Genomic DNA, 23,664 nt, shown 5'->3' with positions numbered 1-23,664 from the left:
TCAGATTACTAACGTCGCAGGGGCCGCCGAGTTGCAGCTCCCACCGTGAACGCGAGGATCGGCAGGTGTAGCCGATCCAGCCGAGGGCGGTGATCGGCTCGACGCCGATCAGCGAGCCAATGTCGTCGGCGTCCCGCTCTCGCCGTACCTCTGCATCTTTGCCTCGAAGCTCTTTAACTGCCCGATGAAGCGTTCGGCGGCGCCGATGACCTCATCGCCACCGGATCTAAGCAGCGCGGGCTCGACCTCGAAGCCGTTCAGCGGGAACCTCCTCGGGCCATCCGCTCCTGCGCGTCCGTGAGCGCCTGGAGGAACGCACCGAGCCGCGGCACGGCCGTGTCACGAACCTGTTCCAGCTGCTCGGTGAGCTGCTGGAGGTCGCCGGATGCCACCGACGGGCCGCCGCCGCGCATCGAGTCGATTGCCGCGTTCACGGCCGCGATCACGTGGTCGCAGACCTCGGCCGAGCTGAGCCGCATCATCCGTGGGTCCAGCGTCAGCGACGCCAGCCGGCCATCAGCGCCAAACTCGGCACGGACCTGCCCCTCGGCGGACTCACCGACCCGACGCAGGCGCGCGGTCTCCTCGTCCTCCGGCGCGGCCCCAGCGGCGCGCAACGCGCCCACCGTCGCGTCCAGCATGCGAGCGAACTCCCCGCTCGCCGGCTCATTCACCGACATGCGCCCTCCATCGATCGCGTCCGAGACAGGGGAAAGCGTAGTCAGATCCGGCAAATAGTGTGGACCCGCGATGCAGACGTTCCATCGAGGATCGTCGAAGGATGCGATGGTACGCCCAACGCGTCCGGACCCACGGCGCGGGCATCTCCAGCGACACGGACACCTGCGCCACATCGGAGAGGATGCTCTCGTGGAATCCAACACCTTGCACTGGGCGTCGAGGCGCTACCTGACGCAGCGGTACGACGAGCTGCAGACTGGGTACCACCATCTGCCCAACGATGGCCGCCACCCCGAGGGGTACCACTACACCACGGAGGCGAAGCGGATCTTTCCCCGCTACAACGTGGTGGCGGCCATCCTCACGGAGGTTGAGCGCCTCGACCCGGACCACCTCCCCGGCATTGACGTGGTGACTCACTACCTCCTCGCCGCTGCCGAGAGCGCGAACTCTCCGTTCACCGCGTCAGCGCAGGACGAGGTTGGGGCAGACGCCATCGCGGACGAGCGTCGGCTGTTCGCTGCGAACGTGCAGCGGTGGTTGGCACAGCCCGACCTCAGCGTCGACCCGCTCCCGTACCGCCGTGTGCTGACGTCTCAGGAGTCATCAGCCTGGCGCACGTCGCTGCGGCACCGATGGGGTGTGCGGGACGACTGCTGGCACCCCCTGTTGAGCGGCGAGGTTCCACACGACGTGCTGGTGCTGACCGGGGATTCGATGTGGGAGGACGACGGCGTTGACCAGGTCCGCCGGGTGCTGCGAGAGCTGGGCCGCCGCCGGGTGGTCGAGTTGAGTGAGGACGGCGCCGACCGCCTGCTGGATGTCGAGATCTTCGCCCCTAGGTACACCGGACCCGAAGGGCTCTGGAGCGACGAGCATCACGACTGGATCGCCTACGCGTCCCACGAGGGGACAGTGGCCTTCGGCGGCGCGCTCTCCACCGGTCTCGCGACAACCTGGCCCGCAGTCGAGCGTTGGCGATGGCCCGGCTGGCATGAAATGAGCCATGCAGCGCTCACGTAGTTTCCTGGCGAAGCGGCGCCACCCCGAGGGAACGTTGCCTCAGGCGGTCGCCAGGCGGACCATGAACTGGCAGCCGTCGGGGGTGTTGCGCACCTCGACCCGACCGCCATGTGCCTCCACCAGGCCATGAACGATGGCCAGGCCCAGCCCTCCGGACGCCCCACCGTCGCCGGGGCCGGGCGTGCGGGCCGGTTCACCACGAAACGCGATGTCGAACAGCCGGGGAAGGTCGGCCGGGGGGATGCCGCCACAGGTGTCGGCGACCGACAGCCAGGCGTGGTCGTCCTCCCGGCCGGCTTCGATGCGTACGGTGCCGTCCTCGGGGGTGTAGCGGACCGCGTTGAGCAGCAGGTTGGCCACGACCCGGGCCAGCTCCGGTTCACTCGCGGCAACAGTGGGCCACCCCGACTCGCTGGCGATCAGCTTGATCCGGCGGGCGTCGGCCAGCGGGGTGGTGCTGGCCAGCGCGTCCGAGACGACCTCTCCGAGCGGCACCGCCGTCAACGACAACCGCAACGCTCCCGCGTTGATCCGGGACAGTTCGAACAGGTCGTCGACGAGTTGGGTCATCCGGTCGGTCTCCAGCCGGATCCGTCGGTGGTACTCGTCGACAGTGTCCGGATCACGAACCACCCGGTCCTCCAGCGCCTCCGCCATGGCCCTCAGCCCGGCGAGCGGGGTCCGCAGGTCGTGGGAGACCCAGGCGACCAGGTCGCGCCGGCCCTTCTCCAGTTGCCGTTCCCGCTCCCGGGCCTGGTCGCGCCAGACCGCGGCGCGGGCCAGTCGCCGGCCGAAGTGCCCGCCGACGGCGAGGCTGACCACCGCTGCCGCCGCGACGGTGATCAGGACCACCTCGAGGTCGTGCGCGGAGAGGAACATCGCTTCCGCGACGGCCATCACCCCGACGGCGACGGCGACCACAGTGGTGGTCAGCAGCACGCTGAGGTGCACGGTGATCGAGCTGCGTCGGAGCGCGCGGAGCAGCACCGCGCCGGCGAGCCCGATGCCAAGTGCCGCGCCGAGGGCGATCGCGAAGATCAGGAGTACGTCACGCATTGGCTGGCTCGTAGCGGTAGCCGACGCCCCAGACGGTCACGATCCGCTGCGGATCGGCCGGGTTGGCCTCGATCTTCTCCCGCAGCCGGCGTACGTGCACGGTCACGGTGGAGTGATCCCCGAAGTTCCAGCCCCAGACCTGCTCCAGAAGCTCGGCCCGGCCGAAGACCCGGGACGGATGCCGCATGAGGTGGACGAGCAGGTCGAATTCGCGCAATGTCAGCGCCAGATCCGCACCGGCGAGGCGGGCGGTTCGGGAGGCCGTGTGCACCACCAGGTTGCCGTCGGTGAGCGCCTCGGGCCGCTCTGGTGGCGTCCCACCGCCGGCGCGACGGAGCACCGACCGGACCCGCAGCACCAGTTCCCGGGGCGAGAAGGGCTTGGTCAGGTAGTCGTCCGCGCCGAGTTGCAGCCCGAGGATCCGGTCGGACTCGTCGCCGCGCGCGGTGAGCATGACGATCGGTACGCCGTCCGGGCGTACCCGCAGCGCCCGGCACACCTCCAGGCCGTTGATCAGGGGCAGCATCAGGTCGAGCACGACAAGGTGTGGCGCCTGCCGCTCCACCGCCGCCAGCGCCGCCGCACCGTCCGCCGCCAGGCTCACCTGGAAGCCGTCGTTCTCCAGGTAACGACGGATGACGTCGCTCACGGTCTGATCGTCGTCGACCACCAGCACTCGCTGTGTCACGGACCTTCCCCGTTCCGCCTCGTCAACGTCTCCCCCAGATGTCCATCGGCCCAGCGTAGCCACGCACCGGGGTCGGCCCGCCCCGGCAAACCTTGCGAGGTTCTTACGGCTGCGTGCGCGAACCCGCGCGGGCGTACGGGAGGTCATACGGTGACCGGAATGCGGATCCTTGTCACCGGTGCGGCCGGGTTCATCGGCTCACACGTCGCCGACCTGCTCGCCGACGACGGGCACGAGGTGGTGGCCGTGGACGCGCTCCTGCCGGAGGCGCACTGTGCGACGGCGCCGCCCTGGACCGAGCGGCACGACCTCGTGGTCGGTGACGTACGGGACAGCGAGCTGCTGACCCGGCTACTGGCCGGGGTCGACGCGGTCTGCCACCAGGCAGCAATGGTCGGCCATGGCGTCGACCCGGCCGACGCCCCCCGGTACGCCGCGCACAACGACCTCGGCACGGCCACAGTCCTCGCGGCGATGCACGCCACCGGGGTGCGCCGGTTGGTGCTGGCCAGCTCGATGGTGGTCTACGGCGAGGGCCGCTACCACTGCCCCACCCACGGGATCGTCCGGCCTGCCGGCCGTCGGGCCGTCGACCTAGCCGAGGGCCAGTACGAGCCGACCTGCCCTCGCTGCGACCAGGCGCTCTCCCCCGGTCTCGTGCCCGAGGACGCGCCGCTGGAGCCGCACAGCACGTACGCCGCCACCAAGCTGGCCCAGGAACACCTCGCCGGGGCCTGGGCCCGGCAGACCGGCGGGTCGGTGTGGGCCCTGCGGTATCACAACGTCTACGGTCCGCGAATGCCTCGTGACACCCCGTATTCGGGGGTTGCGTCGATCTTCCGGTCGGCCCTGGCCGCCGGGCGAGCGCCCCGGGTGCTGGAGGACGGCCGGCAACGGCGTGACTTCGTGCACGTGACCGACGTGGCCGCGGCCAACCTGCTGGCCCTCACGACACCGGCACCGGATCCCCTGACCCCGATCAACGTCTGCTCGGGCGAGCCGCACACCGTCGGTGAGTTGGCCCACGAGCTGGCTTCGGCGATGGGCGGGCCATCGCCGATCACGGTGGGGGGCGGTAGGGCGGCGGACGTACGGCACGTCGTGGCCGATCCGGCACGCGCCGCCCGGGTGCTGCGTTTCACCGCCCGAGTCGGTTTCGCCGCCGGCATCGCCGACTTCACCACAGCGGTGATGCGGGATCCGGCATCGGTCACGACACCGTCCACAGTAGGTGGTTGACGGCGAGGGCCGTGGCGGCCTGGGCTGCCAACCACCACCGTCGGTGATTGTGCGGCAGGTGCGCGGTGGCGACCAGCAGCCAGACGGCGAACGGTAGCCAGATCCGCTCGACCTCGGCCTTGCTGAGCCCGGACAGGTCCGCCGCGAGCACGGCCGCCGTCGCCGCGACGGGCAACCACGCAGTAGGCCCGGCGCTGGCGATCTGCTTTCGGAGGGTTGTCGCGAGCGGTGGGCGCGGTGCTCGGATCGATGCGGCGGCCACCGCCGCCCGTCGCAGCGCCGGCCCGACCACCGGGCCGGCCGAGAGCAGCAGGGCGGCGAGATTCGCCCAGACCCAGTAACCGTACGGACGATCCGCCGCCCAGCCCTGGTAGTAACGACGTGCCACCAGGTGGTAGCCGTCCAGCCACCAGAAGCCGGCGAGGGTGAACACGGCGACGACCGCCGCGACCGCCGTCGCCGCGACCAAGAGCACGCCGAGGCGGTCCCTCGCCCGGAGCAGCACCACAGTCAACGCGAGCAACCCGACCAGGACGAACCCGTACGACAGGTAGAGCGCGAAGCCGAGGAGCAACCCGCCCAGCGCTGCCCCTGGTCGGCCGCCCACCGCCAGCAGCGCCAGCCCGGCCGCGACCACCGCAGCGAAGATCCCGTCCGCGGACGCTCCCACCCAGACCGCCCCCGGGAGGAGCACCAGGAACGGCCACGCCGCCCGGGCCGCGTCCTCGGCACCGAGTGCCCGCAACGTCGCCGGAACCGACACCGACACCGTGGCGCCGAGCACCACGCAGGCGAGCCCGGCCGCGGTCCCGCCGCCCAGGCCGATCCGCTCCAGCCAGACGAAGAAGAGCAACGCTCCCGGTGGGTGAGCTGCGGCGTGGGTGGACCACGAGTCGGGTTGGAAGTCGAGAATCCGGTCGGCGTAGCCGGACAGCATGATGCCGACGTCCGTGACCCGGGGCACCTCGTGCAGGTACTCGGCCTGCACTGTGAGCCGCTCGGTCAACCCCGCGGACCAGCCGTCGACCAGGGCCAGCGACAGCGTCCAGAGCAGCGAGGCGAGATAGCCGACCGCCAGCAGCCGCGGCCACGACGTGTCGGTTGCCCATCGTGCGCCCCGCCAGACGAACAGCGCCGCGATGAGCAGCGCGGCGGGGGTGCCGGGCCCCAGATGCGGCTGCCAACTCGCGTAGAGCGGCGCCGCGTCGGCGTGCAGCCGGACGCCCTGATGGTTGAGCAGGGCGCCGACGACGACGGCAACGGCGAGCAGGGCCACCTCGGCGCCGAGGACGATCAGGTCGGCGGACCGGGGTCGTCCCGGCCGGGTCATCTTGGTCATGGTGACGGCCGACGCTACGACCTGCGACCAGGGATTCGGCGGCCAGACGGTGAGACGTCAGCGAGTCGTAAGATCCGTTCCCGTGTAAGCGATTCGTAAGGACGATCAGCGGTCGCGACGGTCCAGGGCGGGCCTAGCGTCGCCGGTATGCACACAACGATCGACGTGGTGCTGCCATGTCTGGACGAGGCGGCCGCACTGCCTGCCGTACTGAGCGGGCTACCGCCCGGCTACCGCGCCATCGTGGTCGACAACGGCTCCACCGACGGTTCGCCGGTCGTCGCTGCCGCGTACGGGGCCCGGGTCGTCCATGAGCCGCGTCGCGGGTACGGCGCCGCCGTGCACACCGGCCTGCTGGCGGCGGAGGCGGACCTGGTCTGCGTGCTCGACGCGGACGGCTCGTTCAACCCGGCCGAGTTGCCCAGGCTCGTCGCGGCGGTGCTCGACGGTCGGGCGGATCTCGCCGTCGGGCGGCGTCGGCCGGTCTCGGCGGATGCCTGGCCCTGGCATGCCCGCGCCGGGAACGCGCTGGTCGCCGCCCTGCTGCGGCGTCGCGGTGCGCCGGTGTACGACATCAGCCCGATCCGGGTGGCCCGCCGGGCGGCGCTGCTGGGCCTCGGGGTCGACGACCGCGCGTTCGGCTACCCCTTGGAGCTGCTGCTCCGCGCGGCCGGAGCAGGCTGGCGGATCCTCGAATCGGACGTCGCGTACGCGCCGCGGGCCGCCGGCACCAGCTCGAAGGTCTCCGGGTCGTTCCGGGGCACGCTGCGGGCGACCCGGGACTTCGCCGGAGTGCTGCGCGCCGACACCGGTGGTGGCCGGTGAACGTCCTGCTCCTGGTCGCGAAGGCCCCCGTCCCCGGGCTGGCCAAGACCCGCCTCTGCCCGCCCGCTGATCCCACCCAGGCGGCACGGATCGCGGCGGCGTCGCTGTTGGACACCCTCGCGGCGGTGCACGCCACCGCCTCGACCATTCCCGTGTTGGCCCACACCGGTCGGTTCGCCGATGCCGAGTACGGCGCGGAATTGACCGCCGCGTTGGACGGTTGGCACCTGCTTCCGCAGCGGGGCGGCACGTTCGCCGACCGCCTCGCGAACGCCCACGCCGACACCGCTGCGGCATTTCCCGGCCGGCCGGTGCTCCAGATCGGCATGGACACCCCGCAGATCCGGCCGGCCCTGCTCACCACCGCGCTGGAGCGGCTCGCCGGACACGAGGCGGTGTTCGGACCGGCGCTCGACGGCGGTTGGTGGGCACTCGGGTTACGCGATCCGCGGCACGCGAGCGCGTTACGCGATGTACCCATGTCGACCGACGACACCGGTCGCCGCACCCTCGCCGCGCTACGCGAGCACGGCGTACGCCCGGCGATCCTGCCCGTGCAGCGGGATGTCGACGACTGGTCGACGGCGCTGGCGGTCGCGGCCGACCTACCCGGCACCCGGTTCGCGGACGCCGTCGCGTCGGTGGGCGGCCATCTGCTGAGCGGACACCCCCAGTGAACTCGACGATCAGTCTCGACGGTTTCGATGTGGTGCTGGGCAGACTCGGCGGGTGGTCCGCCGCCCAGGACGCCTGCCGCACACCGGTCGGCCCGAGGCCTGCGTCCCAACCCGACCATTGGCTGGTGCACACCGACGGGCGACGTGACCTGTTGCCGGTACGGCGCTGGCACGGCCCGCCCGAACCGGCGATCGAGTCCGTCGCCGCACGCTGCACCGGACCCACTATCGATCTCGGCTGCGGCCCCGGCCGGCTGACCAGGGCGCTCGCCCAGCGCGGCCTCGTCGCACTGGGGGTGGACATCTCCGCCGAGGCGGTACGTCTGACCCAGGACCGGGGGGTGGTCGCTCTACGACGCGACGTCTTCGAACCACTTCCCGGCGAGGGCAGGTGGGCGCACGCCCTGCTGATCGACGGCAACATCGGCATCGGTGGCGACCCGGTCCGCTTGCTGCGCCGATGCGGCGCCCTGATCGCGGCCGACGGAACGCTGCTGGTCGAGGTGGAGCCCCCGGGGGCCGGGCTGTGGCAGGGACAGGCGTACGTCCTGTCCGGATCGTCCGGCGATCGGGAACTGCGGGGGCCGGCGTTCCGATGGGCGCGGGTCGGGGCGGAGGCAATGGCCCGTGCCGCCGCCGCTGCCGGCCTGCGGGTCGCCGACCGTTTCCGGTTCGGTGCACGCTGGTTCGTCGAGTTGGCGCGCTCATGATCCGCCGGCCACGCATCCCCACCCCCGAGGACTTCACCGCTCCCTCGCACTCGCCGCTGGTCACCGCCCGGCTCGGCCTCTGGCTCGGGGTGACGTTCGGGCTGTGTTTCGGCACCGGACTGCTCAGCCACTACCTCCAGCACCCGCCGGGCTGGTTCACCTGGCCGACCCGACCGGTGAACCTGTACCGGGTCACCCAGGGCGTTCACGTGCTCTCCGGTGTGGCGGCGATTCCGTTGCTGCTGGCCAAGCTGTGGAGCGTCTACCCCCGGCTGTTTGTCCGTCCGCCAGTGCGCCAGCCGATCCGGTTGTCCGCCCACGCCCTCGAACGGATCTCCGTTCTGGTACTGGTCTGCGCCGCGTTCTTCGAACTGGTCACCGGCCTGTTCAACGTCGCCCAGTCGTACCCGTGGGGATTCTTTTTCCCGACGGCGCACTATGCGGTCGCCTGGCTGGTGGCGGGCGCGATGCTGCTGCACGTCGCGGTGAAGCTCCCGGTCGCCCGCGCCGCGCTGAGCACGCCACTGCGGCGCAGCGGAGCAGTGCCGGCTGCGGCACCGGGCCCTGACGATCCGAACTCGTCCGAGCGACGCGCGTTCCTGCGTACCTCGGCGGGCGTCGCCGGCATCGCCGTGCTGGCCACCGCCGGGGTCACAGTGCCGTGGCTGCGTCGGGTGTCGCCGCTGGCGTGGCGGTCCGCGTCCGGGCCGCAGGGCGTACCGATCAACCGTACGGCGGCTGCCGCGCGCATCGCCGTTCCCCCGGACTGGCGGCTGGAGATCGTCTGGCCGGGCGGGCGAGAGACCCTGTCCCTGGCCGAACTCGCGGCCCTGCCACACCGCACGGCAGAGCTGCCGATCGCCTGCGTCGAGGGCTGGAGCGTCTCGGCCGACTGGACCGGCGTGCCTGTCGTCGAGCTGCTTCGCTGGGCTGGCGCACCGACCGGCCGACCGGTACGGATCACCTCGCTGGAAACGGACGGCCTGTACGCGGCCAGCACACTCCCGGCGGCCCATGCTCGCGACCCGCTGACCCTGCTCGCCCTGCGGATCAACGGCGAACAGCTGTCGCCCGACCACGGTTACCCCTGCCGACTCATCGCGCCGAGCCGGCCGGGCGTTCTGCAGACCAAGTGGGTGGCCCGGCTGGAGGTGCTGCGGTGAGAGCCGTCCGGCTGCTCCTGTTCGTGGTCGGTGCCGCGGCCACCGCCTACGGCGGTTGGTTGCTCCTCCCCCAGCTCGGCACCGCCCTGCCGTGGCTGATCGGCGGCCCGGTGGTGCACGACGTCCTGGTGGCACCGCTGGTCGGGCTGGTCGGGTTGGCGCTGGGTCGACTGGTGAAGAACCGGTTACGCCTGGCCTGGATCACCGCAGGTCTGCTGGCCAGCGCCACGTTGCTGCTGATCGCGGTGCCCCTGCTGTGGCGACCGCCCTCGGCACCTCCCAACCCCGGCCTACCGGACCGCGACTACCCGCTGGGGCTCACCGTCGGGCTGGCCGTCCTCTGGGCCGTGATCATGATCGTCCTAATCGTCGCCACCACTGTCGACCGGCGCGTCGCGAACCGCCCGACCGACCGTCCCTGAGTCGGCCCCACCCGTTTTCCACTCGTCGCCCAGGAGGGGTACCCATGTCAGCAGGAGACATCGACGCGACCGATCGCCAGCCGATCGGCGTGATCGGCGGGTCGGGCTTCTACGAGTTCCTCGACGACGTCGCCGAGGCCACCGTCGACACGCCCTACGGGCCGCCGAGCGACGCGTTGTCCGTCGGGAGTGTCGCCGGGCGGCCGGTGGTGTTCCTGCCCCGCCACGGGCGTCGGCACACCCTCCCCCCACACCGCATCAATTACCGGGCCAACCTGTGGGCGCTGCGCGCACTCGGCGTCCGTCAGGTGCTCGCGCCGGGTGCCGTGGGCGGCCTGCGATCGGAGCTAGGCCCGGGGACCCTTGTCGTACCGGACCAACTGGTCGACCGGACCAGCGGCCGGGAGCAGACCTACTACGACGGACGTCCACGCGCGGACGGGCAGCTTCCCCAGGTCGTCCACGTGCCCTTCGCCGACCCCTACTGCCCGGTCGGACGGGCCACGGTCCTCGACGCCGCCCGATCCGCCGGTTGGCAGCCGGTCAACGGCGGAACCATGGTCGTCATCGAAGGGCCCCGGTTCTCCACCCGCGCCGAATCGTTGTGGTATGGACGGGAGGGCTGGTCGGTCGTCGGCATGACCGGCCACCCGGAAGCGGTGTTGGCCCGCGAACTCGCACTCTGTTACACCGCGCTGTCCCTGGTGACCGACCTCGACTCGGGCGTCGAGGTTGGTCAGGGCGTGACCCAGCAGGAGGTGTTCACGGTCTTCGCCCGGAACATCGATCGCCTGCGCCTCCTGCTCGGCGACGCGGTGAAGACGTTGCCGGAGGACCAGGGAGTCTGCCCGTGCGGACAGGCGCTGGCAGATACGGAGCGGTGACCGTCGTAAGAGTTCCGAAAGGGTTCGCGAACAGTTCGACGGCGACCGCGGCCGTACGCTGCGGGGGTGGGGAAACGGATGTTCCGGTCGCCGGTGGTCCGAGCCGGTCTCGCCTGTGCTGTCGTCATGGCGATGCTGGGCCTCTACTGGTTCCAGCCGTGGAAGCTGTTCACCGATACCTACGTCGACGAAGCGGTACCCCGCGTGGCGACGACCTCGGCCGCCCCGGCACCGACGTCCGCGAGCCCGGTCCCCGCGGCCTCGGTGGTCACGCCCGCGGCGAACGAGATCCTGACCGTCGGCGAGTTCGTCACCCATGAGCACCGGACGACCGGCAGTGCCGAGATCCACCGGCTCGCCGATGGGCGCCACCGGCTCGTCATCCGGGACCTGAGCACGTCGAACGGTCCGGACCTGCGGGTGTGGCTGACCGACCAACCGGTCATCCGGGGCACGGCCGGCTGGCGGGTGTTCGACGACGGCGAATGGGTCGAGCTGGCGAAGCTCAAGGGCAACAAGGGCAACCAGGTGTACGAGCTACCGGCGTCGGTGGACCCACGCGACTTCCGCAGCGTCTCCATCTGGTGCAAGCGATTCGCGGTCTCCTTCGGCGCGGCAGATCTCACGAGCGCCTGACCGGCCACCCGGCCCGCAACCTGCCGGACACGGCATTGACAACTTTCACTGCGCGATCTAGCGTCGGGGCGAATCGATTCGACGCCGAACCAGGTGCTCCGGCACCGTCGGGCGAACGGTCGCGTGGTGTTCGGGCGCACGGTGTGGCCACCATCGATTCGACGACCGACTGGTCCTGCGTGGGCGGCGAGACCAGTGGCAGAAACCTGTGTCGATGAGCCGGCCGGGGGTCGTCGGCACATCGCGTCTTCCGGGGTTCCTCCGCGGCGAACGTGGTCGACGGGGTGACCCGCAGCGGCGCGTCGTGGCGGCGTCCGGGTTGCCGTGGACCCCTTTCAACAAGTTCGTGCCGAGTGGCGGGAGCCCCTTCATGACAAGACGTAGACCCATCCTTGGATTGCTGGCGACGGCGGCGGCCGTCGTCGTGACAGTGAGCGCGGGGGCACTGGCCGGTGGTGTGAGCACCACCGCGTCGGCCGCGAACATCGGAGCGGCCGCAGCCACGGCCGGGTGCGGCAAGGCGCCCACGTTGACAAGCGGCCAACGGTCCATCCAGAGCAGCGGCCAGAACCGCAGTTTCATCCTGAGGATTCCTGACAACTACGACAGGAACCACGCCTACCGGTTGATCTTCGGATTCCACTGGAACGGCGGCACCGCCAACGACGTCGACGGCGGTGGGTCCGACGGGGCGGCCTGGTCCTACTACGGGCTGCGGCAGCAGGCGAACAACAGCACCATTTTCGTCGCCCCCCAGGGCAACGGCAACGGCTGGGCCAACCCCGGCGGCCAGGACGTCACCTTCGTCGACGACATGGTCAGGGTGATCGAGGCAGACCTCTGCGTCGAGACCACGCAACGCTTCGCGCTCGGCTTCAGCTACGGCGGTGGCATGAGCTACTCACTGGCCTGTTCCCGGCCCAGCGTCTTCCGCGCTGTCGCGGTCTACTCCGGCGGGCAGCTCAGTGGGTGCGGCGGCGGCACCCAGCCGGTCGCGTATATGGGGATCCACGGCATCGGAGACGCGGTGCTCAACGTCTCCGCCGGACGGTCCCTGCGCGACACGTTCGTGCGCAACAACGGGTGCACCGCACAGAGCCCACCGGAGCCGAGGGCGGGCAGCCTGACCCACATCACCACCACCTACTCCGGCTGCCGGTCCGGCTATCCGGTGGTCTGGGCCGCCTTCGACGGCGGGCACACCCCCGGCCCCGTGGACGGCGGCGGGGACAGCGGAGCCAGGACCTGGACCAAAGGCGAGGTGTGGAAATTCTTCACCCAGTTCGGTAGCACCGACCCGACGACGCCGCCACCGACCACCCCGCCACCGAGCGGCACGTCGGCCCTGCGCAGCACGTCCTCCGGACGGTGCCTCGACGTCAACGGCGCCTCGCAGACCAACGGCGCGGCGGCGATCATCTGGGACTGCCACGGGCAGAGCAACCAGAGCTGGACCTCGACCGCCGCCCAGGAGCTGCGCGTCTTCGGCGGCAAGTGCCTCGACGTCAACGGCGCCGGCACCGCGAACGGCAGCTCGGTGATCATCTGGGACTGCAACGGCCAGTCCAACCAGAAGTGGCGGCTCAACACCGACGGCTCGATCACCGGAGTCGGTTCGGGCCGGTGCCTGGACATGGTCGGCAACGGCACTGCCAACGGCACGCGCGTCCAGATCTGGGACTGCACCGGCGCGGCCAACCAACGCTGGAGCCGGAGCTGAGCCCGGCGAGGTTCCCGGGACGGGGATCGACCCAACGGATGTTCCACCACACACAAGGAGGCTCAACCGTGCCACTTCGCAGACTCTCCGCCCCCTGGCTGGGGGCAGCCATGGCGGTCATGATTCTCATCGCCGTCGGAACGTACGTCCTCACGACCGTCGCACCGGCTGCCGCGGCCACCACTGCCGGCTGCGGCAAGGCGCCCGGACTGACCAGCGGCACCCACACCATCCAGAGCAGCGGTAAGAGCCGCAGCTTCATCCTTCGGCTGCCCGACAACTACAACAACACCTACGCCCACCGGCTGGCCTTCGGGTTTCACTGGTTGGGCGGCACCGCCAGCCAGGTCGCGGGCGGCGGCTCCGACGGAGCCGCGTGGGCCTACTACGGCATGCTCTCGCAGGCGAACAACAGCACGATCTTCGTGGCGCCGCAGGGCCTCAACAACGGCTGGGGCAACTCCAACGGTGAGGACGTGACCTTCACCGACGACATGATCCGCGCGATCGACAACGCGCTCTGCGTCGACACCACACAACGTTTCTCGGTCGGGTTCAGCTACGGCGGCGCGATGAGCTACTCGTTGGCGTGTTCCCGGCCGACGGTGTTCCGTGCGGTCGCGGCAATCGCGGCCCCGGGGGCGATCAGCGGATGCAGCGGCGGCACCCAGCCCGTGGCGTACCTGGGGATTCACGGCATCAACGACAACATTCCGAGCGGACGGTCGCTTCGCGACAGGTTCGTCCGCAACAACGGATGCGCCGCACAGAGCCCACCCGAACCGAGGGCTGGCAGCCTGACCCACATCACCACCGCGTACTCCTGCCAGCCCGGATACCCGGTGCTCTGGGCCGCGTTCGACGGCGGCCACCAGCAGGGCCCGGTGGACGGGTGCGCGGGCTGTGAGAGCGGCGCGCGGAGCTGGGTCAAGCAGGAGGTGTGGCGGTTCTTCACCCAGTTCGGGTCGGACGTGCCGCCCACCACTCCCCCGCCGACGACCCCGCCGCCCGGCCAGCAGAACGTGCTGATCGCGGGTAGCCAGTCCGGCCGGTGCATCGACATCCCCAACTCCAGCACCGCCAACGGCGCCCGCCCGCAACTGTGGGACTGTCACGGTGGCACCAACCAGCGTTGGACCCACACCGCCAACCGCACCCTGACCGTCTACGGCAACAAGTGCCTGGACGCCAGCGGGGCGGGCAGCAGCAACGGCACCGCGGTCCTCATCTGGGACTGCAACGGCCAAGCCAACCAACAGTGGAATGTGAACTCCAACGGCACCATCACCAGCGCCCAGTCGGGGCTGTGCCTCGACGCCGTCGCATCCGGCACGGCCAATGGGACTCAACTTCACCTCTGGGCGTGCCACGGCGGCGCCAACCAGCAGTGGAGCAGGCGCAACTAGTACCCGCACCAGGCAACATCCTCCATGTCGGCGACGCGCCGCCCGGGTCCTGTCCCGGGCGGCGCGTCGCCGACAGGCGGCGGAAGCGGCGGCCGGGTCGCTGGCGGTGACCGCATCGGTGCTGGTGTTGCTGAAGGCGTCGCACGCCCCTGCGGGTGCGACGACACTGATCGTGAGCCTGGGCCTGCTCCGTACCCCGACGCAGTTGCTCGTCGCGGCATGCGCGGTGGTGCTGGTCACGGTCGTCGACTGGCTGTACGGACGGGTGTCGGGCCGGCCGATGCCGCTGTGGGCGGCGCCCGCGCCATCACCGGAAGGAGGACATCGTGGTGGGCCGGATCGCCGACCCGTGGGGTGAGCCCGCGTCGAGCAACTGCTCGCGGTCGTGCGACGCTGCGAAGGAGAGACGGCGCCGCTACCCGAGGTGCTCTCCACACACCCCTGCCCGCTACTCCTCTGGGACGCGCGGCCCAACCTCGCCCCGCCTCAGGTGCTCTGCGTTGCGGTCGGCCTCACTGTCGGCGTTTGCGGCCCCGGAGCCGGGATCCGTCGTTCGGCGTCCCTCGGCGTCCTGATACACCGCGCCGGTCTCGAGGGCTCTCTCCTGCTGACTCTGCTCAGGCGTGGTCATGAATTCCCTCTACCCGCCGGCTCCACCCGCAAACGGTCCCGCCGGTGCTGCCCGATCGGCCGACCACGGCACCGCAGCAGCAGTGGTCACGGCATCACGCGACGCAGAACTCGTTGCCCTCCGGGTCGAGCATGACGACGTGCCCGAGGACATCGCCGTACCACTCCTCACGGACCACCGTCGCGCCGGCGGCAACCAGATCGGGCACTTTCTGCCGGATCAACCGGGCGCGCTCGGCCATGTCCCCGGAGCCCGGACCGGCCACCCGGATGTCGATGTGCATACGGTTCTTGGCGGACTTGCCCTCGGGGACCTTGAGGAAGCTGATGGCAGGGCCGCGGCCGTCCGGATCGACGATGGACGCGTTGTCGGGCTCGTCGAAACCGGGTTCCTTGACATAGCCGAGGGCCAACGCCCAGAAGGCGGCGATCCGCTGGGGATCGTCGGCATCGCATCCCAAGGTCCAAAGAGTGGCCATCGCGCCAACGTACGTCAGCTATGACGGCCTGTCACCGACCCGTCCGGGCGTTGCCCGGCTGACACCCGGGAGCGCTGGGTGCCGGCCTGGCCTCGGTACGGCAGTGGCTCAGTGGCCACGGAACGCCTCCTCCAACCACCATGAGCCGCGTCCGGCGCTGACCTTGGCGTCGATCACCAGCGGACGGGTACGCGGACCAGCGAGCCACTGGCGTACCGGTCCGAGGTCATCGACAGTCCGGACGGTCAACCCGTCGCAGCCGTATCCGCTGGCGATCGCGGCCAGGTCGGTCTCGGGGAAGGTGACCGTCTCCAACGGGTGCCTGTCCGGGCCGAAGTGGTGCACCTCCGCCCCGTACGCCGCGTCGTCGTAAATCACCACGAGCAGGGGTAGCGCCAGCCGGACGGCGGTGACCAGTTCGGTAGCGGACATGACGAAGCCGCCGTCGCCGACCGCGGCGACGGTGAGCCGGTCCGGCCGGGCGACCGCCGCGCCGAGCGCGCTGGCCAGGCCGAGCCCGACCGACTGGAACGCCTGGGTGAAACAGAATCCGGCCACGTCCGGCACGTCGAGCCACATCGACGGGTAGCCCATGAAATTGCCCGAGTCGACCACCACCGTCCGATCGGGCGGCAGCAGGTCGTCCAGGGCGGCCGAGAGCGTCCTCGGGTCGACCGTCGCCGGGGCATCGGCCCGCGCCGCCGTACTCTCGTCCCGGTACGGGACGGTCCGCCAGCGGCCGTGGTCGCGGATCCGATGCGCCAGCTCCGGCGTGCGCCACCCGCCGGTCCCGGGCCCGGGCCCGGTCGAGCCGACGCCCAGCCGAGCGAGCAGCGCCTCGGCGACCGCCGTCACCTCACCGGCCACGGTCAGGTCGACCGGACGGTTCACCCCGAACGCGGCCGGGTCGTGGTCGACCTGGACGACGAAGGCGGAGGGCGGGATCAGTTCGCCGTGCCGGGTGGTCCACATGTTCAGCGTGCTGCCCCAGGCGACGACCAGGTCCGCCGCGCCGATCAGCTCGGCGGCGAGCGGAGTGGCGAAGCCGCCAGCCACATCGAGGTTCCACGGGTTCCCGGCGAACAGCCCCTTTGCCGCGGCCGAGACCGCGAGTAGCGCGCCGCACGCGTCGGCGAGCCGGGTCAGCGGTTCCCGGGCTGCCCGGGCGCCCCGACCGGCGATGAAGACCGGTCGACGTGCGGCCTGGACCGCAGCCAGCAACGGCTCGACGTGCGGGACGGTGGCCGGGGTCGGCACGGCCGCCGGGACCGGGCCGGACCACGGATCGGTCACGGCTTGCTGCACCTCCAACGGGAGGCCCAGCACCACCGTCGCGCCCCGGGCGGCGGCCCGGTAGGCCGCGCTCGTGTCCTCGGCCGCGTGCGTCGCGCGTACCCGGTGGAAGTCGGCCCCGACCGCGGCGGCGAGCGCCGGCAGGTCGATGAAGAAGTTCGACCGCGGCGCTGTCGCCTCCGGGGCCAGGACCACCATCGGGGTACGGCTCTTCGCGGCCTCGGTGAGGCCGGTCAGCGCGTTGGTGACGCCCGGACCCTGGTGCACCGAGAGCAGTCCCACAGTGCCGCAGGTGCGGGCGTACCCGTCGGCCATGCTCGCCGCGCCGCCCTCGTGGGCCGCCGCCACGAACCGGGCACCGGCCGCGACGAGCGCGTTCGTGACATGGAAGTTGCCACTGCCGACCACCCCGAAGACGTGCCGAGCGCCGTGTCCGTACAGGACCCGCCCGACCACCTCGGCTACCCGCATCGGTGGCCCGGCCTACCGTTCGACAAGCGCGAGGACCCGACACGGGCTGCCGGACCCGGAGACGATCGGCAGCGGTCCGGCGATCACCACCGCGCCGGTCGCCGGCAACTGCGCCAGGTTACGGAGCTGGGTCAGGCCGTACTTGTCCTGGCCGAGCAGGTACGAGTGGCACGGGAACGGCGGGTCGAACGAGTGCGCGGCGCCCGCGTCGGTCCCGACCGTCTCCACCCCGACGCCCTGGATCGGCGACTCCTCGGCCAGCCAACGGGCGCATTCCACGGAGATGCCCGGGGTGCGCCCGGCGTTGGCGTAACGCTCCGGGTCGTCGCCGTACGCGTCCCAGCCGGTGCGGTACAGCAGCCAGCCGCCGGTGGGCAGGGCGCCGTGTTCCGCCTCCCACGCCTTGACGTGCTCGATCTCCAGCAGGAAGTCAGGGTTGTCGGCGGCGTCGGCGGCGTGGTCGATCACCACCGCCGGGGCGATCAACTGGCTCACCGGGACCTGCGACACGTCAGCGCCCTGCTGCCCGGTGGCCCAGTGCACCGGGGCGTCGAAGTGGGTGCCGGTGTGCTCGCCGGTGGAGAAGTTGTTCCAGTACCAGGCCGGACCGCGGTCGTCGTACCGGCTGATCTCGCTGAGCTGGAACGGCCAGGTCTGGCCGAACTGCTCGGGCAGACCCAGGATCGGGGTCTGGTCCGAGAGCGGAGCGGTGAGGTCGACAACCTGGATCCGGCCGCTGGAAAGAGCGGCGACAAACTCCTGCAGCACCGTCATGCGGCGACGGTACACCCCGTTCAGGCTCCACGATGGACGCTCGAACTGCGTTTTGTTGGCGGCTGCACACCCCGCCTCGCGGCCGGCCGGACGGGCTCGGGCGGGCCGAACATCGAACCGTAGCGACACGCGTTGGTAGGGTGCGGTCTGTGTCGACACCGCAACCTCCTGGTGCGGTGCGGACCGCAGCTGAGTTCGTCGCCCGGCTGCGCGCACTGAAGTCGGCGTCCGGGCTCTCGTACCGGACGCTGGAGCGGAAGGCCCGGCGTGCCGGCGATCAGTTGCCGGCCAGCACCGTCGCGAGCGCGCTCAACCGGCTCTCGCTGCCATCCGAGGACATCGTGGCCGCCCTGGTGCGGGCGTGCGGTAGCGACCCGGCGGAAGTGCAGGAATGGATCGCCGCACGCCGTGCCCTGGTCCTGTGCGATCAACCGGCGACGGCAGGGGTCGTACCCGGACCGACTCCGGACCCGCCGGGCGCACCGCCGCCGGCTGGCGCCACAGCGCCGGGTTCCGAGGAATACGTCGGGCACCGCCTGGACGGGTCAGCCGGACGGCAGAGCGCCCCGTTCCTGCTACCACCGGTGGTGTCGCCGTTCGTGGGACGGGACGACGAGGTGGCCGAGGCCCGCCGGCTGCTCGACCCGGATGCCACGGCCCCGGTGACCCTGCTGGTCACCGGACCGGCTGGGGTCGGCAAGACGGCACTCGCGGTACGTCTCGGGCACCTGCTCGCCCCCCGGTTTCCGGATGGCCAGCTCTACATCGATCTACAGGGCTTCGGTGACGATCCAGCCGATCCCTTCACGGTCCTGGAAGCCTTCCTACGTGCTGTCGGCGTACGCAGCAACGCGATGCCCCCCGACCTGACCAGCAGGATCCACCTCTACCGCACCCTGCTGGCGCAGCGCGAGATGCTCATCATCCTGGACAACGCGTTGACGACCCGGCAGGTCAGCAATCTGCTGCCGAGCGGCAGACGGTGCGCCGCCATCGTCACCAGCCGGAGCACACTGGCGGATCTGAGCAGCCGGCGCCTACCGCTGAACATCCTGGACTCCACGGCGGGGCTCGCGTTGCTCCGCGAAATGTTGGGTCGGGGCCGCACCACCGCCGAGTCCGAGGCGGCCCGGTTCATCGTGGAGACCTGCGGCGGCCTGCCCCTCGCGGTGTGGGTGGCCGGAGCCCGCCTCGCCTCCCGACCGCACTGGCCGCTGGCCAAGGTCGCCCGAGCGCTCGCCGACGAGCAGCGCAGACTCGACGAGTTGGCCGTCGGCGACGTTGCCGTACGGGCCAGCCTCGAACTGACCTACCGAGGAATGTCCGCACCGGCACAGCAGTCCCTGCAACTGCTCAGTCTGCTGCCCGGACCGGACTTCGCCGGATGGGCCTTGGCCGCGCTGCTGGACACCAGCCTGCCCCACGCGGAGGCCATTCTCGATGACCTGGTCGAGGTACATCTGGCCGAGGTCGGTCCCATCGGCGACACCGGTATCCGCTACCGGCTGCACGACCTGGTGCGGCTACTCGGTCGGGAGAGGGCGGAACGGGAGATCTCGCGGGAGATCCGGGCGGCGGCGCTCGGCCGGCTGGTCGGTGCCAGCGTGCACCTCGCCGACCTTGCCGCGAACATCCTCAGCGCCGACTTCCACGGCATCACGCAGACAGAACTGATGTCCTGGCGGCTGCCAGCCTCGGACACCGATCAGCTTCTCGTCGACCCAGTGGTCTGGTTCAACGACGAACGCAGGTTCCTCATCGCGGTGATTCAGCAGGCGCTGGACGCCACCGAGGTCGCGCCCGCCGCCGGGCTGGCTACGTCGTTGACGACGTTCTTCCAGGTCGGCACCCATTTCGGTGACTGGGAACGACTCCAGCGCCGGGCACTCAAAGCGGCCCTGCATTCGGGTGATCGTCGCAGCGCCGCCAAGCTTCACCGCTGCCTGGGCGAACTCACCACCATCCTCGACCGCTACCCGGAGGCCCTGTACCACTTCGAGCAGGCCCTCCTGCTCGCCGACGGCCTGGGCCCCGCCTACCGGGCCAGCGCGACGGCCGGGCTGGCGTACGTTCACCGGCTGCTCGGCCAGTACGCGACAGCGGTGCGGCACTTCGAGCAAGCGGCGGCCCTCGCCCGCGCGACAGGCAACTTCAACTGCCTCGTCTACGCGACCAACGGCATCGGCGTCATCGACCTCGAGCAGGGCCGGGTCGAGGCCGCCAGAGAGCGGTTTGAGGAGTGCCTACGGTTGAGCCGATCCGCCAACTACCGCCCCGGCGAAGCGCAAGCCTTGCGAGCCCTGGGACAGGCTCACCGATTGCTCGGTGACTATCCGGTCGCGGCCACCTGTTTCCGGCAGGCCGTCTCGATCAGCGAGGACCTCGGGGACAGGCTCACCGCCACACACGCGACCTGTTGGCTCGGAGACCTGTTGGTCCGACAGGGTGAGCACGTGGAAGGACGCCGCCTGCTCGCGCGGAGCCTCTGGACCTACCGTGAGTTCGGCAACCTGTGGGGTGAGGCCGCTGTGCTGAACGCGCTCGCGGCCGCACAACTCGCGGCCGGCCGGCCGACCCTGGCCCGACGCCGAGCCGAGTCCGCCGTCAAGCTGTGGCGGCAGGTCGGCTCCCCTACCTGGTTGGCTACCGGCCTCGACATCCTGGCCGAAGCACACCGCATGACGGGAGACATCGTGCTTGCCAACCAGATTCGGGACGAGGCAACGGTTACGCGGGCGATCCCCGACGGCACCGGCCCCGTCCCAGGTCCACCCACCATCGCGAGTTGGTGAGTTTTCCCGCGATCGGACCGGGCAGGCGCGACGCCGGCCGCGCAGGTGTCTGCGGCGCGGCCAGCGCGTACGAACGTGTACGAACAGCAGACGCCCGCCGACCGTACAAGTTCGTACAGATCCGTACACCCAGCGACCACTGACGATGCCTCCCGCCGTGCTCGAATCATTACCGTCGACCTAGTGGCACTCAGGCCGACATTCGGGTGAATCGATCGGGTGCCGACACATTACGGGAGGAACAACAATGGGCCGAAAGCTACGAAGTGTTGTGGCCACGTTGCTCACCACAGCCGTCGCCGTCGTCGCCACCGCAACTCCGGCCGCCGCCGCCGATGGGAAGCAGCTCGCCACCGATGAGATCGGCCCCGGCCCGCTCGTGGACTGGGCCTGCACGAACAGCAGCGCCAACGCCTATGCGTGCTTCGCCCCGCACGGGGAGTGGTTCCGTATCGAGGACACCTGGGAGGACGGTTATCCCGTCGTCATCGACTGGCGATTCTTCGACGACGAGGTGAGCCCTTACGGGGCGATCGTACGCCAGGGAAGAATCTGGCACACCGCGGGCTATTACGGCGGCCACCGCTACATGAACAAATCGTTCCCCGAGAGCCAGCCGGGCGTCACCCTCAAGACCGTGGTGTTCCGCGCCTGCTCGGGTAACTACCCGAGCAACAGCATCTCCTCTGCGAGCTGCTCCGAATGGGTCAGCGTGAACACCTGATCTGCACCCGAGGGTGGCCCGTGTTGCCATGACACGGGCCACCACGCTTTCCGCTCAGGTTCCACTCTAAGGGGCCCAATTATGATAAACCGCCGTACCGCACTCATCGGCGGCACCGCCGCCGCAGTCTCTGCCTTTCTGCCTACACCAGCGGCGAGCGCACGGTCGGCCCCACCGACACGTGGAGCCGCCACAATGGCCGCCGCCGACGTCCAGATAGTCTCTCGCGCCCAGTGGGGAGCGAAGCCGCCGGAGCCGGATCAGACGTATACCTGGATGCCTTGGCAGGGAGGCGTCGCCATCCACTACAAGGGCAACACCGACGGGTGGGATCCAGCCGCCAATCACAACGACTGCTTCGGGCAGATGCGCGATATACAGGCCACGGGCATGGAGGACGAGGGGACCGATATCGCGTACAACTTCGTCGTCTGCCAACATGGCGTTATTTTCGAAGGTCGCGGTATGGGAGTCCGCTCGGCGGCCAACGACACAGAAACCAAGGGGGCGAACCAGGACTACTACGCCATCATGAGCCTCATCGGCTCGACGCGATTTCCCTGGGGCTCCGACGACCAGCCGAGCGCCGCGATGCTGGCCGCCATCCGAAACCTCATCGGCCACCTGCGGCTGGTCGGCAAGGCGGGACCACGAATCAGGGGACACCGGGATCTGGCGACGACCGAATGCCCCGGAGCGGCGCTCTACCCGTATGTGACGAACGGCTCGCTGGAGCCGCCGCCGATCCCGCCGAGCCCACCGGCGCCGCTGAACACCATCCTGCGCTCTCAATGGGGGGCGCGGCCTCCCGCCGCGGTCACGCGGGTCCCCATCACGACACGTACCGGATTCACGGTCCACTATTCGGCGGGAACGAGCGCGACGACACCGCGGCAGATTCAGAACTACCACATGGACAGCAACGGCTGGTCGGACATCGGGTACAACTTTCTGGTCGATGTGGCCGGCCGGGTCTACGAGGGCCGCGGTTGGGAAGTCGAGGGCGCTCACGCGAGTGGGCACAACGTCACGCACCTCGGAGTGTGCTTCATCGGCTCCGACGGTGACGTCACACCGGCAGTGCTCCGCTCGATCCGGTCTATCTACGATCGCGCCAACGCGCTGAGCGGCAGAACACTTGCCAAAACCTGGCACGGTGGGCTTTCGGGCAACTCGACAGCATGCCCCGGCTCCCAACTCCGGACCTGGGTTCAGGGCGGCATGGTTTCGGACGACGTTCCCGGGATGACCGACCCTCCGCCGAGCAGCGGTGGCATGGGCGGCGGCATGACGTCCGTACGCACGGTTGCCGCCCAGCAGAAGGCGGTCAACGACGCGGGCTACTCGCCTGCCCTGGTCGTGGACGGGTTCTGGGGGCCCAAGACAGACGCCGGTGTGCGCTGGCTACAGGGTCGGCTCGGCGTCACGGCCGACGGACTGTGGGGCCCCAACACGGAGGTCGCGTACCAGGCCCAGATCAACGGCAGCGCTCCCGGCGGCGGTATGTCGTCAGTGCGGTCCACGGCCTCCCAACAGCGGGCTGTCAACACCATGGGCTACTCGCCGGCCCTGGTGGTCGATGGCTTCTGGGGTCCGAGCACGGACACCGGTGTCCGCTGGCTGCAGGGCCGACTCGGTGTCACCGCTGACGGCCTCTGGGGTCCCGGCACCGAGGCCGCCTACCAGGCCTACTACGACGAGGGCGCACTCCTGGCCGTCGACGGGGATTTCGGACCGGGAACCATTCGGGCCACCCAGCGCGCCCTCGGCACCACTGTCGACGGACAGTGGGGACCTGCCTCGATCCGCGCCCTGCAGAGCCATCTGAACAACTGGAGCAATGCCGGCCTCGTCGTGGACGGTGGGATGGGACCGGGCACGATCAAGGCCCTGCAACGACACCTCAACACCATGATCGCTGCGGGACTGGCGGTCGATGGGTTCTGGGGTTACGCGACCATCGCCGCACTCCAGAAAGCCTTGAACCGCGCACGGTTCTGACGACGCGCATCCTGGTTCGACCATCGAGATC

Annotated in this window: 22 protein-coding genes; 15 read left to right on the top strand and 7 right to left on the bottom strand. The window is 70.3% G+C overall.

Going from position 1 to position 23,664, the window contains the following annotated elements; genetic code table 11:
* Positions 1–257: 257 nt before the first annotated feature.
* Positions 258–680 carry a YbaB/EbfC family nucleoid-associated protein gene (locus ACLJOK_RS05950; protein ID WP_410816655.1) on the bottom strand — a complete coding sequence of 141 codons (423 nt, stop codon included), beginning with the start codon at positions 678–680 and terminating at the stop codon, positions 258–260.
* A gap of 190 nt (positions 681–870) precedes the next feature.
* Between ACLJOK_RS05950 and ACLJOK_RS05945 the strand changes: the two genes are divergently transcribed.
* Positions 871–1,704, top strand: coding sequence for a hypothetical protein (locus tag ACLJOK_RS05945; protein WP_410816654.1), 834 nt, complete (start codon positions 871–873; stop codon positions 1,702–1,704).
* A 39-nt stretch (positions 1,705–1,743) separates the two neighbouring features.
* Here the strand turns inward: ACLJOK_RS05945 and ACLJOK_RS05940 are convergent, their stop codons facing one another.
* A complete protein-coding gene (locus ACLJOK_RS05940) occupies positions 1,744–2,760 on the bottom strand; it encodes a sensor histidine kinase (protein WP_410816653.1) in 1,017 nt (338 codons plus the stop codon).
* Positions 2,753–3,448 (bottom strand): response regulator transcription factor, encoded by a 696-nt coding sequence (locus tag ACLJOK_RS05935; protein WP_410816652.1) that lies wholly within the window; start codon positions 3,446–3,448, stop codon positions 2,753–2,755. Before ACLJOK_RS05935 ends, ACLJOK_RS05940 begins: the two co-directional genes overlap by 8 nt.
* Before the next feature lie 159 nt (positions 3,449–3,607).
* On the opposite strand from ACLJOK_RS05935, the gene ACLJOK_RS05930 reads away from it, so the two are divergent.
* Positions 3,608–4,687, top strand: coding sequence for an NAD-dependent epimerase/dehydratase family protein (locus tag ACLJOK_RS05930; RefSeq protein ID WP_410816651.1), 1,080 nt, complete (start codon positions 3,608–3,610; stop codon positions 4,685–4,687).
* Here ACLJOK_RS05930 and ACLJOK_RS05925 read toward each other — a convergent pair.
* The gene (locus ACLJOK_RS05925) at positions 4,659–6,026 is read right to left on the bottom strand and encodes a hypothetical protein (RefSeq protein WP_410816649.1); all 1,368 of its coding nucleotides are present in this window, start codon (positions 6,024–6,026) and stop codon (positions 4,659–4,661) included. The two genes, ACLJOK_RS05930 and ACLJOK_RS05925, sit on opposite strands and share 29 nt — an antisense overlap.
* A 147-nt stretch (positions 6,027–6,173) precedes the next feature.
* Between ACLJOK_RS05925 and ACLJOK_RS05920 the strand changes: the two genes are divergently transcribed.
* From ACLJOK_RS05920 to ACLJOK_RS05875, 10 genes are all read left to right on the top strand, one after another.
* Positions 6,174–6,851 (top strand): glycosyltransferase family 2 protein, encoded by a 678-nt coding sequence (locus tag ACLJOK_RS05920; RefSeq protein WP_410816648.1) that lies wholly within the window; start codon positions 6,174–6,176, stop codon positions 6,849–6,851.
* Positions 6,848–7,528, top strand: coding sequence for a DUF2064 domain-containing protein (locus tag ACLJOK_RS05915; RefSeq protein ID WP_410816647.1), 681 nt, complete (start codon positions 6,848–6,850; stop codon positions 7,526–7,528). The genes ACLJOK_RS05920 and ACLJOK_RS05915 overlap by 4 nt, the downstream gene beginning before the upstream one ends.
* A gap of 125 nt (positions 7,529–7,653) precedes the next feature.
* On the top strand, positions 7,654–8,238 hold the full coding sequence (locus ACLJOK_RS05910) for a class I SAM-dependent methyltransferase (protein ID WP_410816646.1): 585 nt from the start codon (positions 7,654–7,656) through the stop codon (positions 8,236–8,238).
* Entirely contained in the window at positions 8,235–9,401 is a 1,167-nt protein-coding gene (locus tag ACLJOK_RS05905) for a molybdopterin-dependent oxidoreductase (RefSeq protein WP_410816644.1), read from the top strand. The genes ACLJOK_RS05910 and ACLJOK_RS05905 overlap by 4 nt, the downstream gene beginning before the upstream one ends.
* Positions 9,398–9,823, top strand: coding sequence for a hypothetical protein (locus ACLJOK_RS05900; protein WP_410816643.1), 426 nt, complete (start codon positions 9,398–9,400; stop codon positions 9,821–9,823). The genes ACLJOK_RS05905 and ACLJOK_RS05900 overlap by 4 nt, the downstream gene beginning before the upstream one ends.
* Positions 9,824–9,867: 44 nt before the next feature.
* Complete coding sequence (locus tag ACLJOK_RS05895) at positions 9,868–10,707, top strand: S-methyl-5'-thioadenosine phosphorylase (protein ID WP_410816641.1); 840 nt, start codon at positions 9,868–9,870, stop codon at positions 10,705–10,707.
* 66 nt (positions 10,708–10,773) lie between these two features.
* The gene (locus ACLJOK_RS05890; RefSeq protein WP_410816640.1) at positions 10,774–11,343 is read left to right on the top strand and encodes a DM13 domain-containing protein; all 570 of its coding nucleotides are present in this window, start codon (positions 10,774–10,776) and stop codon (positions 11,341–11,343) included.
* Between the two features lie 370 nt (positions 11,344–11,713).
* Positions 11,714–13,063: a ricin-type beta-trefoil lectin domain protein gene (locus ACLJOK_RS05885; protein ID WP_410816639.1), complete on the top strand. Its 1,350-nt coding sequence runs from the start codon at positions 11,714–11,716 to the stop codon at positions 13,061–13,063.
* A 119-nt stretch (positions 13,064–13,182) separates the two neighbouring features.
* On the top strand, positions 13,183–14,469 hold the full coding sequence (locus ACLJOK_RS05880) for an RICIN domain-containing protein (protein ID WP_410819275.1): 1,287 nt from the start codon (positions 13,183–13,185) through the stop codon (positions 14,467–14,469).
* Entirely contained in the window at positions 14,402–14,827 is a 426-nt protein-coding gene (locus ACLJOK_RS05875; RefSeq protein ID WP_410816637.1) for an HPP family protein, read from the top strand. Before ACLJOK_RS05880 ends, ACLJOK_RS05875 begins: the two co-directional genes overlap by 68 nt.
* Before the next feature lie 367 nt (positions 14,828–15,194).
* On the opposite strand, the gene ACLJOK_RS05870 is transcribed toward ACLJOK_RS05875, so the two are convergent.
* From ACLJOK_RS05870 to ACLJOK_RS05860, 3 genes are all read right to left on the bottom strand, one after another.
* Complete coding sequence (locus ACLJOK_RS05870; protein WP_210783709.1) at positions 15,195–15,578, bottom strand: VOC family protein; 384 nt, start codon at positions 15,576–15,578, stop codon at positions 15,195–15,197.
* 108 nt (positions 15,579–15,686) lie between these two features.
* The gene (locus tag ACLJOK_RS05865; RefSeq protein WP_410816636.1) at positions 15,687–17,342 is read right to left on the bottom strand and encodes a thiamine pyrophosphate-binding protein; all 1,656 of its coding nucleotides are present in this window, start codon (positions 17,340–17,342) and stop codon (positions 15,687–15,689) included.
* 12 nt (positions 17,343–17,354) lie between these two features.
* On the bottom strand, positions 17,355–18,116 hold the full coding sequence (locus ACLJOK_RS05860) for a cyclase family protein (protein ID WP_410816635.1): 762 nt from the start codon (positions 18,114–18,116) through the stop codon (positions 17,355–17,357).
* Positions 18,117–18,292: 176 nt separating this feature from the next.
* On the opposite strand from ACLJOK_RS05860, the gene ACLJOK_RS05855 reads away from it, so the two are divergent.
* The 3 genes from ACLJOK_RS05855 (at position 18,293) to ACLJOK_RS05845 (ending at position 23,633) form a co-directional block, all read left to right on the top strand.
* Complete coding sequence (locus ACLJOK_RS05855; protein ID WP_410816634.1) at positions 18,293–20,908, top strand: tetratricopeptide repeat protein; 2,616 nt, start codon at positions 18,293–18,295, stop codon at positions 20,906–20,908.
* 271 nt (positions 20,909–21,179) lie between these two features.
* Positions 21,180–21,632 carry a hypothetical protein gene (locus ACLJOK_RS05850; RefSeq protein WP_410816632.1) on the top strand — a complete coding sequence of 151 codons (453 nt, stop codon included), beginning with the start codon at positions 21,180–21,182 and terminating at the stop codon, positions 21,630–21,632.
* 195 nt (positions 21,633–21,827) lie between these two features.
* Positions 21,828–23,633: an N-acetylmuramoyl-L-alanine amidase gene (locus tag ACLJOK_RS05845; protein WP_410816630.1), complete on the top strand. Its 1,806-nt coding sequence runs from the start codon at positions 21,828–21,830 to the stop codon at positions 23,631–23,633.
* Positions 23,634–23,664 lie beyond the last annotated feature (31 nt).

The organism is Micromonospora sp. 050-3, from assembly GCF_046549335.1.
Lineage (GTDB): Bacteria > Actinomycetota > Actinomycetes > Mycobacteriales > Micromonosporaceae > Micromonospora > Micromonospora trifolii.
Note: the sequence above shows the minus strand (reverse complement) of the source record. Positions and strands in the feature narration are given on the sequence as shown.